Source organism: Bacillus sp. EU55 (assembly GCF_038005925.1).
Lineage (GTDB): Bacteria > Bacillota > Bacilli > Bacillales > Bacillaceae > Bacillus > Bacillus velezensis.
In genome coordinates this window covers 482,411-495,986 of record NZ_JBBOUE010000001.1, presented here as the reverse complement: position 1 = coordinate 495,986, position 13,576 = coordinate 482,411, and the positions used below count along the sequence as shown (strand labels likewise).

At 46.8% G+C, this 13,576-nt stretch carries 15 protein-coding genes; 1 reads left to right on the top strand and 14 read right to left on the bottom strand.

The features are described 5' to 3' along the window. Positions 1-34 precede the first annotated feature (34 nt). From NYE50_RS02495 to acpS, 9 genes are all read right to left on the bottom strand, one after another. A complete protein-coding gene (locus NYE50_RS02495) occupies positions 35-1,042 on the bottom strand; it encodes a PP2C family protein-serine/threonine phosphatase (RefSeq protein ID WP_007609589.1) in 1,008 nt (335 codons plus the stop codon). 11 nt (positions 1,043-1,053) lie between these two features. After that, positions 1,054-1,455, bottom strand: a complete 402-nt coding sequence (locus NYE50_RS02490; protein WP_003156178.1) for an anti-sigma regulatory factor — start codon at positions 1,453-1,455, stop codon at positions 1,054-1,056. A gap of 2 nt (positions 1,456-1,457) precedes the next feature. Next, positions 1,458-1,823 (bottom strand): RsbT antagonist protein RsbS, encoded by a 366-nt coding sequence (gene rsbS / locus NYE50_RS02485; protein ID WP_007609584.1) that lies wholly within the window; start codon positions 1,821-1,823, stop codon positions 1,458-1,460. A gap of 4 nt (positions 1,824-1,827) precedes the next feature. Next, positions 1,828-2,649 (bottom strand): STAS domain-containing protein, encoded by an 822-nt coding sequence (locus NYE50_RS02480; protein WP_159353821.1) that lies wholly within the window; start codon positions 2,647-2,649, stop codon positions 1,828-1,830. Between the two features lie 117 nt (positions 2,650-2,766). Next, positions 2,767-3,117, bottom strand: a complete 351-nt coding sequence (ndoA, locus tag NYE50_RS02475; protein ID WP_003156187.1) for a type II toxin-antitoxin system endoribonuclease NdoA — start codon at positions 3,115-3,117, stop codon at positions 2,767-2,769. A 5-nt stretch (positions 3,118-3,122) separates the two neighbouring features. Continuing rightward, a complete protein-coding gene (gene endB, locus NYE50_RS02470; RefSeq protein WP_003156188.1) occupies positions 3,123-3,404 on the bottom strand; it encodes a type II toxin-antitoxin system antitoxin EndoAI in 282 nt (93 codons plus the stop codon). Between the two features lie 119 nt (positions 3,405-3,523). After that, positions 3,524-4,693, bottom strand: a complete 1,170-nt coding sequence (gene alr, locus NYE50_RS02465; RefSeq protein WP_053285486.1) for an alanine racemase — start codon at positions 4,691-4,693, stop codon at positions 3,524-3,526. A gap of 116 nt (positions 4,694-4,809) precedes the next feature. Beyond that, positions 4,810-5,826 carry a LolA family protein gene (locus NYE50_RS02460; RefSeq protein ID WP_224988899.1) on the bottom strand — a complete coding sequence of 339 codons (1,017 nt, stop codon included), beginning with the start codon at positions 5,824-5,826 and terminating at the stop codon, positions 4,810-4,812. A gap of 154 nt (positions 5,827-5,980) precedes the next feature. After that, entirely contained in the window at positions 5,981-6,346 is a 366-nt protein-coding gene (gene acpS / locus NYE50_RS02455) for a holo-ACP synthase (protein WP_014304402.1), read from the bottom strand. A 92-nt stretch (positions 6,347-6,438) separates the two neighbouring features. On the opposite strand from acpS, the gene NYE50_RS02450 reads away from it, so the two are divergent. After that, on the top strand, positions 6,439-7,038 hold the full coding sequence (locus NYE50_RS02450; RefSeq protein WP_015239195.1) for a rhomboid family intramembrane serine protease: 600 nt from the start codon (positions 6,439-6,441) through the stop codon (positions 7,036-7,038). On the opposite strand, the gene NYE50_RS02445 is transcribed toward NYE50_RS02450, so the two are convergent. The 5 genes from NYE50_RS02445 to NYE50_RS02425 form a co-directional block, all read right to left on the bottom strand. Further along, a complete protein-coding gene (locus NYE50_RS02445; RefSeq protein ID WP_031378638.1) occupies positions 7,035-8,501 on the bottom strand; it encodes a PH domain-containing protein in 1,467 nt (488 codons plus the stop codon). The genes NYE50_RS02450 and NYE50_RS02445 overlap by 4 nt on opposite strands. Next, positions 8,491-8,970, bottom strand: coding sequence for a PH domain-containing protein (locus tag NYE50_RS02440; protein ID WP_224988901.1), 480 nt, complete (start codon positions 8,968-8,970; stop codon positions 8,491-8,493). The genes NYE50_RS02445 and NYE50_RS02440 overlap by 11 nt, the downstream gene beginning before the upstream one ends. A gap of 117 nt (positions 8,971-9,087) precedes the next feature. Next, on the bottom strand, positions 9,088-10,572 hold the full coding sequence (gene cshA, locus NYE50_RS02435; RefSeq protein ID WP_014416963.1) for a degradosome RNA helicase CshA: 1,485 nt from the start codon (positions 10,570-10,572) through the stop codon (positions 9,088-9,090). Between the two features lie 330 nt (positions 10,573-10,902). Continuing rightward, on the bottom strand, positions 10,903-12,273 hold the full coding sequence (locus NYE50_RS02430; protein WP_224988903.1) for a UDP-N-acetylmuramoyl-tripeptide--D-alanyl-D-alanine ligase: 1,371 nt from the start codon (positions 12,271-12,273) through the stop codon (positions 10,903-10,905). Between the two features lie 76 nt (positions 12,274-12,349). Continuing rightward, positions 12,350-13,435, bottom strand: coding sequence for a D-alanine--D-alanine ligase (locus NYE50_RS02425; RefSeq protein ID WP_224988905.1), 1,086 nt, complete (start codon positions 13,433-13,435; stop codon positions 12,350-12,352). Positions 13,436-13,576 lie beyond the last annotated feature (141 nt).

The following is a 13,576-nucleotide window of genomic DNA, read 5'->3' as shown; positions in this document are numbered from 1 at the left end:
GTGCTAATGGCTTTTTACCCGTGCTGCTGTTTTTTTAAACCTTTCTTTTCAAAACAATTAACGTAAAATCGTCATGAAGCTGAAAGTCCTGGAGTCTCAGCAGGCTGTCGTAAATATTTTTGACCATATCCTGCGCGGAGCAGTCCATATGTTCTTCCAGCATGCGCTGAATGTCGCTGCGCTCTAAGAAACCGTTTTCGGTACGGCATTCGGTGACGCCGTCAGAAAAAAGAACGATCATGTCTCCTTCGTCCATGTGCTGTTCATATTGGCTGTAATCAAAATCCTGAGAAATTCCCAGCACCAATCCTTTTGCCTCCAGATCATAAAACTTTTTTTCTTTTTCAGAGTAGTAGAAGCCCGGTTCATGCCCCGCAGAAGCATATGTAAATTGGTGATTTTTCGTATTGTAGTTTGCGTAAAACATGGTGATAAACATGCTTGAGTCCACGTTCTGTTCTACAACGCGGTTAAGATTTTTCAGCACTTGGGAGGGGTGAATGCCGGTCTCCGGAAGAGAGTCCATGGCATACTTGATCATCGACATGCACAATGCGGCGGGTATTCCTTTTCCGATGACATCGGCTATCGCGATGTTAATCGATTCCTTGTCTTTGACAAAGTGATAATAATCCCCGCTCATCTGTTTGGCGGGGACGCTGATTGCCCCGATATCCAGATCTTCTTCTTCAGGAATTTTTGTGCCAAGCAGCGTCTGCTGAACATTTGCGGCAATTTCAATTTCTGAACGAAGCTCCTGCTGGATATCTCTCAGACTTTGATGTTCCTGATAAGCCATCCCGTAGCCAATCATGACTTCTATTAAAAAATCCAGCGAATGAAAAACATCTTCCGGCAGATCCGGATACAGTTCCTTTACTACTTTTCGGTGGATGCTGATGATCTCCTCCGGAGGAACCTGATGTTCAATCGTTTTTCGGCTGAATTTTTGGGCTTGATATAAAGATGTTTCTGTTAATTCGGCTATATATCGGCTAAGCAGCTGATGATACCGCTGCTCTATAACCTCCCTGAAATCCACGTTCTAACCTCCTACCGAAGCCATTTCACGGCTTGAATCTCTGTTCCTTCCTCTGCAACAGATTGCAGGCTGAATTCGTCCATCAGCCTTTTGACGCCCGGAAGTCCCGCTCCCAGTCCGCCTGACGTTGAAAAGCCGTCTTCCATCACTTTACGGATGTCGGGGATTCCGGGTCCTTTGTCTTCTGCTATAATTTTAAGGCCTTTTTTCCCTCTGTCGTTTACTTGTTCTATGCTGACCTGGCCCTTGCCTGCATATAAGTAAATGTTTCTGGCCAATTCTGAGATAGCCGTCGTGATTCTGGCCTGGTCCACCGTGCCGAAGCCTAATTCCTTCGCAACGTTGCGGCCAAGCTGTCTGGCGGCTACGATATCCCATTCTGTCATGATTTTCACACAGGATTGGTCGTTCATCGCTATTCCCCCAATTCCCGCTTCAATGTCTCAAGCCCTTGCTCTAAATCGAGCGCCGTTTCAATTTCCTCAAGTGAGATTCCGAGTTCAATCAATGTGACCGCCACAGCCGGCTGAATTCCCGTCAATACGACATTTGCGCCCATCAATTTAGACATGGTGATGACATCGCCGAGCACTTTCGCGATAAATGAATCGATCATGTCAACGGATGTCAGGTCAATGACGACCCCGTTTGCGCCGGTTTCATAGATTTTGTTAAGCAGATCTTCTTGAAAATGCAAAGCTGTCTGGTCGTCAAGTTCCCATTGGATGGATACCAATAAGCAGTTATACAGTTTCAGGATCGGGATTTTTGGATGTCTCACAATGTTATTCCCCCAATGAAACGATTTTTCGATTTGTCATTTCAAGCGCTGTTTGAATTCCTTTTTGAAGGGTATTCTTCGTAATAACCTGCGACAAATCAATTCCCAGATTAACGATCGTCTGCGCAATCTCCGGACGGATTCCGACGAGCAGGCATTTCGCGCCGACAAGCCGCACCGCTTCTGACGCCTGGATAATATGGTGCGCCACCATCGTATCAACGACCGGCACGCCCGTGATATCAATTAATACAACCTGTGAACGGTGCTTCACGACGCCGTTTAACAGATTTTCCATAATGTGCTTTGCACGCTCCGTATCAATCGTCCCGACAAGCGGCATGACCGTTACATGCTCAAATACCGGGATCAGCGGAGCCGACAATTCCTGAAGCGCGATTTTTTGCAAAGTAACCGTTTTTTCCCAGGAGATAGAATACTGATTTAAAATTTCCGTGTTGATCGGATTGAAAAAGCTGTCTATTTCCAAAATCAAATCTGCTCTGTCCTGATCGGCCATATTAAGGTCGACCATCGTTTCGTAAAGCAGTTTCCAAAACTCTGACAGGGTGGCTGAAAGAAGTTTCAGTGACAGACCGAACTGAACGGCGCGCAGTGCGAGCTCACTGATCTGCTCTTCCGTAGCCTCGTCATTTTTAGTCGATAATAAAAGAATGTCTATATAGTCTTTACAAATATTTTCACATATGTGATTCGTAAGCTGATAGTCTTCCTGATTGCCTACTTCTTTTAGTTTGGCTGTCCAAGTATCAAGCAGTTCATCATGCTGATCAATGATGAACTGATACACTTTCTGATTCGACATGGGTTTCACTGACCTCCCGACACAAAACAACAAATTTTGTTTGATTATCTCTTTATTATAGCGCTTATGTTTTTCGAAAACAAAAAAAGTTGCTCTATATGAGCAACCAAAATATGACTAAAAATCAATGAGTGCCAAACTGATTTGCAGGGCTTCATCAACCTTATCCATCATTTCATCATCCAGATGAGTTATTTTATCCGTTAATCTTTGCTTGTCAATCGTCCGAATTTGCTCCAGCAAAATAACGGAATCTCTTTCAAAACCGTAGCGTTTTGCATCAATTTCGACGTGGGTTGGTAATTTCGCTTTCTGTATTTGGGCTGTTATGGCTGCAACAATAGCAGTCGGGCTAAAGCGATTTCCGATATCATTTTGGATCACTAAAACCGGGCGTACGCCGCCTTGCTCTGAGCCAACAACAGGAGATAAATCAGCAAAATAAACATCGCCGCGCTTTACAATCAAAATGATTATCCTCCGCTGACTAAGCGCTCAACGGTCGTTTCTGCTTCGCACTCAGCATAGTGAGCCTCAGAAGAGATATTCAAGTTGATTTTCGCCATTTCCATATACCCGCGTCTCATCAAATCACGGTTATGGCGAGTTGTCCGTTCGCTGACATACGCTCTCACTGCTTGTGATATCAGTTCGTTTCTGCTTCGTTTCTCCCGCATCGCTACACCATCCAATTCAGCTACTAAGTTTTCGGGCAAGCTGATTTTCATTTCGGTTCTTGCGCTGGATTCAGACAAAAAACATACACCTCCACCAAACTTACGGATACGACCAATTCATCCATCCAGACATAATGATACCATTATTCAAACGTCAAGCAAAGCTGTTTTATAAATTCTCTTTTTCCGGATGACGGCTACTTGCTTGTATTATCTTGCAGTAAAGGATTTCTTACTTCCATTATACTCTCATTTTCCAAAAACATACGGGGAACGCGGGAACTAATGGTACAAGGGACCTCGTAATTAATCGTCCCAAGCCGCCCGGCGATTTCATCCATCGTGATCGTTTCTCCCTTCTGGCTGCCGATCAGGGTGACTTTGGTGCCCGGCGGATAAGATTGATCTAATTCGACCATCAATTGATCCATGCAGATTCTTCCCGCGATGTTCATCCGTTTGCCGCCGATCAGCACAGACGTGCCGCTCAGCTTGCGGAGCCACCCGTCTGCATAGCCGATGGGAACCGTTCCGATCCATTGATCCTTCTCTGCCGTATATGTTGCGCCGTAGCTGACGCTTTCCCCTTTGCGGATCTTTTTCACATGGGATAAAACAGAGTGCAGCGCAAAAGCCGGTTTTAATTGAAACGGAATTTCGCTTTGGATGTCAGCAGAAGGACGAAGCCCGTACATACTGATGCCGAAACGAACCGCGTTAAAAAAGCCTTTTTTAAGACGAAGTCCGGCAGCGCTGTTCGCGCAGTGCACCATCAATTCTTTTAAAGGAAGCGGAGCGATCAATTTTTTAAAGCGGTCAAACTGGAAGAGGAAATAATCTCTGTTTTTCTCATCCGCGGTAGCAAAATGGGTGAATACGCCTTTACAGACTAAACCGGGATTTTGACCGAGGATTTTTAACACGCTTTGGATTTCTTCCTCCGTTTTGACTCCGAGTCTGTTCATGCCGGTGTCGACTTTCAGATGAAACGGCACTGTTGCACTTCCGAGGTGGCGCGCAGCTTCCTGAAGCCATTCAACAGAATATCCCGTGAGTGTTACGTCATACTCGGCAGCTGCTTGTACATATTCGGGCGGCACGGCGCCAAGCACGAGAATCGGCGCTGTAATGCCCCGCTTTCTCAATGAAATCGCTTCATCCAGTATGGCTACGGCAAGACAAGAGGCACCCGCTTCAAGCGCGGCTTTCCCAACTTCCAAATCTCCGTGACCGTAAGCGTTCGCCTTTACAACCGCCATGAGATGGACGTTTTGCCCGATGTGTTTTTTCATATGCGTGACATTTTCTTTAATCGCGGACAGGTTGATTTCCGCCCACGTTTCTCTGTAAAAGGATGCTGTGTTCATTCGATACACTTCCTAGCATTATTTTCGATTCATATTGTTATTATCATACTAAAATTATTCTGCAAAGTGAAATGGAATCAAAAAAGAGACCGACAGCGGCGGCCTCTTTTTTGACGTTATTTTGACGACTGTCCCTGCATGCTTTTGGCGGCGGCCACCATTTCATCTTTTGTCAGATCCTGTGATGACAGAAGATAATCCACTCCGTCATATGTCCACGTTAAAGACGTATCAGATAATGCGGCCACCGTGAAGCCGAGATTAACCGGTTCGCCTTTCAGCGTGACGGCAGAGGCGGCTTTTGCGATATGGGCTTTTTCTTGAATAAGGGTGAAGGATTTTTCTCCGCCGTAAGTCATGACGATCCGTTTGCCGTCCGCAGTTGAAATATCTTTCTCTTCAAGCTTTTTGACGCCGGCCGGCACTTGAAGCGGTGTTTTGACCGCAAATGAATCAGACGGCTTGGCGCTTGTGGCGACGTCCATCTGGGAAAGCGTCATATTTTTCTTCTCGTCAAAAGAGTCTTTATCAAACGGTTTGTTGAATTCAAAGCTTTTGAATTCGACTTTTACCATCACTTTCCGGTCTGTATCCATAACTTTAACGAGCGACGGGCTCATGTCCTTTTTGTTGAAAGTGATTTCCTGAGTCGGCAGCATTTTGTTGTGCTGATAGTTTGTTTTTGTTTCAAACGTGTACTTTTTATCTTTGGCGGAATAGACGGCGTCTTTGTCATGCTGCACGTCCTTTATAAGTGACTCAAACAAATATACTTGGCTGCTGTTATTCGGCCAGTCGCTTTGGAATCTGAAGCTCTTATTTAAAGACGGCGTGAGGACAAAGACTCCGTTGGCGTTCCGTAAAATGACTTGGTTTTGGTCTTTTTTCGGATTTTCCAGATAGACCCGGTACAGGGAAGGTTTTTTATGCCAGATTTCCACATTATATACTTGCGGATCACTCCCCGTTTCAATGGTCATTTTGGCTTTCGCTTTATACGAGGTGTATTCTTTCGCCTTCTTATCTAAACCGTTCACGATATCTTCCTGTGACTTTTGGCCGCAGGCCGAAAGAATAAGGACGGCAAGCAGTCCCGTTAAAAGCAAAACAAAGCTTTTTCTCACCTTTTTCAACCCCTTCTTCTCAATTGATGTAAAGGGAAGAAATCGCTTGTTTGACTTTAACGGTACGCCCTGAACGGACGGACGCGTACCATAAAAGCCTCAAACAACTTGTCTCCCTTAATGCACTATCAAATATATGAAGGGGTTTCGGCTAATATGCAGACTAGCGTGACAACCTTTCAATCACGACCTGTGCCGCGGCGTATTCTTTTGTATGGGTAATGGAAACGTGAACCGCCGCGCCGTCAAGCTTGGCGCAGGTCAGCACTGGTTTTCCCGCCGTGTCGTTTCCGGTTTCAATATCCTGAAAGCTGAGCTCTTTGCCGATACCTGTGCCGTATGCTTTCGAAAAGGCTTCTTTTGCCGCAAATCTTCCCGCGAGAAATTCAATTTTCCTTTTGTCCGACAGCAATGTAAAACGGGCGTATTCAGCCTCCGTCAATATTCTTTGCGGAAACCTCGCCTGCCGGCTGAGCATGTTTTCAATTCTGTGCAGTTCAACGATGTCGATTCCGATTCCGAAAATCATGTGAATTCCTCCTAAAAGTCCGTACTAAAAAACGGTTTATGTCATAAACGTGTTACTATATATGTAACAAATCAGATGCAAAGGGGCTTGCGATGTTTATACGAACGGAAAATTTCCAGACTTTTATCAGACGTTATCCGGCCGTCAGCTGTATCTTGGCGCTGCAGGCGTTCTTGTGGCTGTTTTTCAGTATGCCGCTTCATTCCGTCATGATGTGGTCAGATGCTGTGACAGGCTATAATTACGGCGTTTCCTCGGGAGAATGGTGGCGGCTGGTGACACCGATGTTTTTACACGCGAATTTCACTCACCTTTTGTTTAACTCCATGTCTCTCTTTTTATTCGCGCCCCCGCTTGAGCAGATGCTCGGAAAAGTCCGTTTTCTGATTGTGTACATCGTATCGGGCATCATCGGCAATATCGGCACGTATCTTGCCGAACCGCTTGATTATGTGCATGTCGGCGCATCCGGCGCGATCTTCGGACTTTTCGGCGTGTATGTGTTTTTGACTGTTTTCCGCAAGGAGCTGATCGGCCGGGATCAGTCGAAAATGATTATGACCCTGCTTATCATCGCGGTGCTGTCGACGTTTATCAACTCTAATATTAACATTATGGCGCATTTGTTCGGACTGGCAGGCGGATTTTTGCTTTCCTTTTTATGCGTGCAGCAAAAAAAGCGGCGGTATTAACCGTCCGCTTTTTCATATGAATACCAGCGCCCGATGCGTTCGGCATCTTCCTCGCTGACATCCTTCAGCATGACATGCTCCATGTGGTGAGCTGATTTCACTGCGGTAGCCACAGATGCGAGCCGCCTTCTTTTTTGCAGAAAGGAGCGGCTGACTTCAAACATCTGCATTCTTCTTCTCAGCATAATCGTGGTCGTCTTCCCGACCAGCCTCGTGGTGATCTGAAGCCTGCCGCCGTTTATGCACCATGACGCTGTCCTAAACGAGGCATATCCAAGCACCAGTTCGACGGGAAGCACAAGGAGCGATGCATATCCCCACGGTTTAAACAGAATACAAAGCGGGATGATCACGAAAACCGAGAAGATTATGGATCGGAATAAATACCGGCGCAGCGCCCTTTTCGGCAAATGATTTCGGTTTTCTTCCAGCACGTAATCCGGTGTGAAACCGTTCAGCATCACTCCGAGCTTTGATTTGCGGATGATCGGAAACAGAATCGTCTGAGCTCCTTCTTTCTCATTCCCCGCACTGCCGGCGCTGACAATCGCCACCGTCGCGTATCCGAATAATTGCCTGATCACATTTTCTTTCATTTTAATGGCTTGGATTTTACGGAGCGGGATTGTCACTTGATGTTTTTCAATAATTCCTCTGGTAATGACCAATTCGTGTTCCTTTTTTTCTATTTTAAAGTTGGCATGCTTGATCATCATACCGGCGATGCTTAACAGCCAGGCGATGAACAATCCTATGAAAATGATCACGGCGTATATGCCGATGCTCGCATGCTTGAGAAAGGAAAACCTGTCATAGAGCCAGTCCATCGGAAGTACTTCATCAATCTGAGAAAAGAGGGCGAATACCGCTGAGATGATGACACCGATTCCCCCGGATGTTGAGGCGGCCATAAGCAGCTCACCTACAGACAGGCGGTAAACGGATTGCACATCTTCCCCGCGCATCGGTTCCTGCTCCGCTGCGGTCTCCCCTCGTTCTTCTTGCTCCGCTTTTTGCTGAAAAACAGCCGCTCTGATCCGTTCCGCCTCTTCCACAGTAATGGCGGATAAGACGGCCTCGGCGTTTTTCCCGTCGCCGGCCGTTTCGATTTGAAGCTTAACAAGCTTAAAAAGCTGCTGAATGATGCCGGCACTCGTATTCATTGATTGAATCCGGTCAATGGAGATGTATCTCTTTTTCGTAAAAAACAAGCCTTCTTCAATTCTGAATTCTCCGTCCTCAATCCGGTATGTAAATTTTCTCCACTCAATCACACTAGCCGTAATCAGCCAGATAAGCAGGACGGCGAGCGCAATGCCTCCGTAAAAGCGGATGAAGTGGTTGGAGTTTACAATATAGACGAGAAAAAATGGCAGAATAATGTTTTTAATGGTTTCGATAATAATATGGAATAAGTTCAAAATCACGGCCGCCGGATGCAGACGTTTCGGCTCAGACATCATCTTCCGTCACCCTTGCCAGACGGGAAATGGAATCCCTCAGCCGGTCAGCTTCCTCCATATCAAGCGCCGGAATGGAATGAACGGTTGCCGCCGTGGAGATTTTGACTGAGGCCAGACGGTACTTTCTGAGGAGCGGGCCTTGTGAAGTATCTACGTGCTGCACCCTCACCATCGGCACAATGACCCGTTTGATAATAAAAATGCCGGATTGAATATCAATTTCATTTTCATGGACTTCATAGCGCCAGATCCTGTGCCTGATTTTCGGTATGGCATAGACGGATATTACTGAACCGATAACCCAAATGATGCCGAGGACTCCGGTGATCCAATACGGCCAATGGTAGAAATGGCTTAAAACAGCTGCTGCTATAACGGCCAGAAGACAGAAGGCGGACAGGATGATTTCCTGAAGACGCCAGACTTTTAAGCCGCTTGGACTGATTCGATTTTTTGGCTGTGCTCTCAACATACCTACCTCCCATTTTTTATCATACATACAAATACGGCTGATTTGCAAAAAAGATTCACTTTCCGGCATATCAAAAAAAAAGCGGACCCCGTAAAAGGGTCCGCTTCCTGTGTTTTAGTATGATTTTTTCTGGCGTCTGTCACCTGAAGAACGGCGGTCGCTTGAGCGTTTTTTATCGTAGGAAGAACGGTTGTTGTTTTTCCCTTTGCCGCCGCGGTAGCCGCCGCCTTGGCCGTCTCTGCGCTTAGAAGTACGCTGGTTTTTATAGCGTTTGCTGACCATAGGCGCTTCATCAGTGAGGCGTACAGGCGTGCTGTCCGGCTCTTTTGTCGCCATTTTAATGGCTGCAGCCACAACTGTCACTGCATCATGATCTTCTAACAATTCCGCAGCTGCCGTCATGTAGAAGTTCAGGTTGTTTTCGCTGATCGCCGTGCGCAGACGGTCAACCGTCACCTGCTGCTGTCCTTCTAATGCTTCGTCAAGCGTCGGCTCTTTCATGCGGTCCATTTTGCGTTTTGTCGTTTGTTCAATCGCGCGAAGCATGCTTTTCTCACGCGGTGTGATAAACGTCATCGCCATACCCGTTTTTCCTGCACGGCCCGTTCTTCCGATACGGTGAACGTAACTTTCAGGATCTTGAGGCACGTCAAAGTTGTAAACGTGGGTAACGCCTGAGATATCAAGTCCGCGGGCGGCAACGTCAGTCGCTACAAGCACTTCGATCGCACCTTCTTTAAACTTGCGGAGCGCAACCATACGTTTCGCCTGCGTTAAGTCGCCGTGAATTCCTTCAGCCGCATATCCGCGAAGGTTCAGGGCTTCAGCAAGCTCATCGACACGGCGTTTCGTACGTCCGAATACGATCGCAAGTTCCGGAGACTGAATGTCAAGAAGACGAGTCAGCGTATCGAATTTTTTGCGCTCCTGCACTTCCAAGTAGAACTGCTGAATGTTGGACACAGTCATTTCTTTCGCTTTTACTTTTACGTGTTCCGGCTCAGTCATGAAACGCTCTGCGATCCGTTTGATCGGCGCAGGCATTGTTGCTGAGAATAAGAGCGTTTGGTGGTCGCTCGGCACGTTTGAGAGAATGGATTCAATGTCATCAATGAATCCCATGTTCAGCATTTCATCAGCCTCATCCATGACAACCGTGTTCACGTTATTTAAACGGATCGTGCGGCGGTTGATATGGTCAAGAAGACGCCCCGGCGTACCTACGATGATATGCGGGTTTTTCTTCAATGCGCGGATTTGACGTCCGATATCCTGGCCGCCGTAAATAGGCAGTACTTTCGCACGCTTATCTTGTCCGATTTTATATAACTCTTCAGATACTTGAATGGCTAATTCACGGGTTGGCGCGATTACGATTGCTTGAATATTAGGAGACTCGGGGTTCATTTTTTCAACAAGGGGTATACCGAACGCAGCTGTTTTACCTGTACCTGTTTGCGCTTGTCCGATGACATCTTTATTTAAAAGTCCGAGCGGAATCGTTTGTGCCTGGATCGGTGTTGCTTCTTCAAATCCCATACGATTGATTGATTTCATGAGATCAGAACTTAATTGGAAATCTTGAAACGTTATAGTCAAATTATTCAAACTCCTTCTGATTGCTGTTTCAGTAATGTCGTGATTTACCACTAAAAACCGCCCTTTCATCCAAAGGACAGGATCATACGTATACAAAGCCCGAATTACTTTACGTTTAATCTTACCATTACACTATGTGTTTTTCAATAAGGCGAGATGGTCAGGCGGCCGGAAGCGGCCTGACCGGATTCTTCCCGCGAACGGGGCCGGACCCCGCGCCGGACGGGATTTCCCAGCCGGCGGTCTTTCTTTTTCATACGGACAGAATTATTTCACCCTGAATTAGTTTCTTCATTTTTGTATATTTTTATAATGCTGATCAGTATTTTTTCAGTTCTTCTCTAATAAATCTTTAACGATTTCTTCGAGCTTCATACCTCTCGATGCTTTAAACAGAAGGAGATCGCCGGAATCGGCCATTTTCTGTATGGCGTGAAGCAGTTCTTTTTTGTCAAGATAATGGCTGACGCGCCCTTCTTCAAAATGCCGGCGCGCTCCGTCAGCGATGAATGCGCCGAGTGTGCCGTAAGTAAATACATGGTCGATTTCCGCCGGATTGACCGCAGCTCCGCATTCTTCGTGGAATGCTTTTTCTTCATCACCAAGTTCAAGCATATCACCGAGCACGAGCATTTTCTTCCGATAGCCTTTCATCGTTTCGATTAATTCGACCGCCGCTTTCATTGACGTCGGGCTCGCATTATACGCGTCGTTTACGATCGAGATGCCGTTGTCCGTTTTGACCAGTTCCAATCTCATCCCCGTCACCTTCAGGCGGCTCAGTCCCAGAGCGGCATTTTCCGGCGTAATGCCGAAATAGATGCCGGCGGCGTATGCGGACATGGCATTCATCACATTATGTCTGCCGAGAACCGGAATAAAGAAAGAACGGTCGATTCCGTCGATATTGAAGTACGTGCCTTCTTCCGCCTGTTTTATTTCTTTCAGGCGGAGATCATTGTCCGCGCCTGCGCCGTATGTCGTTGTCCGGCAAGTGTACGTCTTTTCGCGAAGCAGCGGCTCATCCCCGAAATAAAACAGAACGCCGTCTTCCCGAAGTCCGTTTATAATTTCAAGTTTCGCCTCCGCAATTCCTTCTCTTGAGCCTAAATCCTGCATGTGGGATTCGCCGATATTGGTAATGACGGCCGCTTCCGGTTCAGCAAGACGGCTCAGAAAATCAATTTCGCCTCTCGCGCTCATTCCCATTTCTAAAACGGCGATTTCTGTATCTTCAGGCATGGCAAGCACGGTCAGCGGCAGGCCGATATGATTGTTGAAATTGCCGGCGGTTTTGTGAACGCGGTACTGCGTGCCGAGAACGGCGTGAAGCATGTCTTTCGTTGTCGTTTTTCCGTTGCTCCCGGTCACCCCGATAACCCGTGTGCCGAGCTCTTTCAAATAAGCTTTTGCCAATGTTTGCAGCGCCTCCAGCGTGTCATCGACCAGGATGACAGCACGCTCTTCCGGCGGATTCGGTTCAGAGCGGTCCCACAACACCGCGGAAACGCCTTTTTCAAATGCTTGCGGCACAAAGGTGTGGCCGTTAAAATGCTCGCCTTTTAAAGGAATGAACAGCTGATTTTTTTCCAAAGTCCGCGTATCGGTTGCGGCGCCCTCAATCATTGTTTGTTCAAATACGGGATTTGTCAGTGTGCCTTTGACCATATCTGCGATTCGTTTTACAGTTCGCTTTATCAAAGGTGGCACCTCGCTTTCTGAAAATGTTGTCTGTTACGGGAAAAGACACTGCCCCTTCAGGCAGTGTCCGTCTTCATTAAAATGTATGTTTAATCAGCTGTTTTTCGGCATGGCGTTCTTTTGCCAGCTCAACCAGCTGTTCGATCAGATCACTGTAATCTACGCCTGCTTCTTTCCAAAGCAGCGGGAACATGCTGAATGGCGTAAAGCCCGGCATTGTGTTCACTTCGTTAATGAGCACTTGACCGTCATTGGTCAGGAAGAAATCGGCGCGGACAAGGCCTGATCCGTCAATCGCTTTGAAGGCTTTAATCGCCATCTCGCTGATTTCCGCATATTGTTCATCCGTCACTTGCGCGGGAATCATTAAATCCGTGTCGCCGTCTTCATATTTCGCCTTGTAATCGTAAAAGTCGGTTTTCGGCGCGATTTCACCGACGGCGGAGCATTTCGGTTCGTCATTTCCGAGTACGCCGATTTCGATTTCTCTGCCGGCGATTCCTTCTTCCACCACAATTTTCCGGTCATACTCAAAAGCCAGTTCGAAGGCTTTTTCAAGCTCTTCACGGTTTCTGCATTTGCTGATTCCGACGCTTGATCCGAGGTTCGCCGGTTTGACGAAGCATGGATACCCAAGCTCCTCTTCAACCTGCTGTAAGCAGCTGTCCGGCGTCTGTTTCCAGTCCTTTTTTAAGAAAGCGGCGTACTTCGCCTGCGAAAGCCCCGCTTGAGCGAACAAATGCTTCATGATGACTTTATCCATGCCGGCTGATGATGCAAGCACCCCGTTGCCGACATAAGGAACGTTCAGCAATTCCAGCAGACCCTGAATGGTGCCGTCTTCACCGTTCGGTCCGTGGAGAAGCGGAAATACGACATCGATCGGCGCCTTTTCGTCAGGCGACGCTTCAGGAAACATTTCCCGGTTCAATGCTGATAGAGCGAAACTTTCACCGTTTTGTTCCAGCTGAAGCATTTTCACGTTGGAAACCGGCTCAGTCAGCAGCGGGCCTCTTTGCCATTCTCCTTTTTCAGTGATGTAAATCGGATGTATATCAAACTTCTCAGTATTAAGCGCTTTTGTTACAGCTAATGCTGTCTGCAGCGATACATTGTGTTCGGCTGACTTTCCGCCGTACACCAATCCTAGACTTGTTTTCAATGGATATTCCCCCCACAACAATTCATCTTTACTATCTTATCACTTTCCTCAGAAAATGATCTAATTATTTTTGGGCATTCTGAATATGAAAGCATTTGTATGTAATTCCTTTTTATTTTATATTAAAATGGCATGGAAAAG

What these genes read in the sequence shown, in the direction of transcription:
- NYE50_RS02490 (WP_003156178.1), bottom strand. Translation starts at nt 1,455, where the DNA reads ATGAACGACCAATCCTGTGTGAAAATCATGACAGAATGGGATATCGTA.
- NYE50_RS02480 (WP_159353821.1), bottom strand. Translation starts at nt 2,649, where the DNA reads ATGTCGAATCAGAAAGTGTATCAGTTCATCATTGATCAGCATGATGAA.
- alr (WP_053285486.1), bottom strand. Translation starts at nt 4,693, where the DNA reads ATGAACACAGCATCCTTTTACAGAGAAACGTGGGCGGAAATCAACCTG.
- acpS (WP_014304402.1), bottom strand. Translation starts at nt 6,346, where the DNA reads ATGATTTTCGGAATCGGAATCGACATCGTTGAACTGCACAGAATTGAA.
- NYE50_RS02445 (WP_031378638.1), bottom strand. Translation starts at nt 8,501, where the DNA reads ATGATGTCTGAGCCGAAACGTCTGCATCCGGCGGCCGTGATTTTGAAC.
- NYE50_RS02450 (WP_015239195.1), top strand. Translation starts at nt 6,439, where the DNA reads ATGTTTATACGAACGGAAAATTTCCAGACTTTTATCAGACGTTATCCG.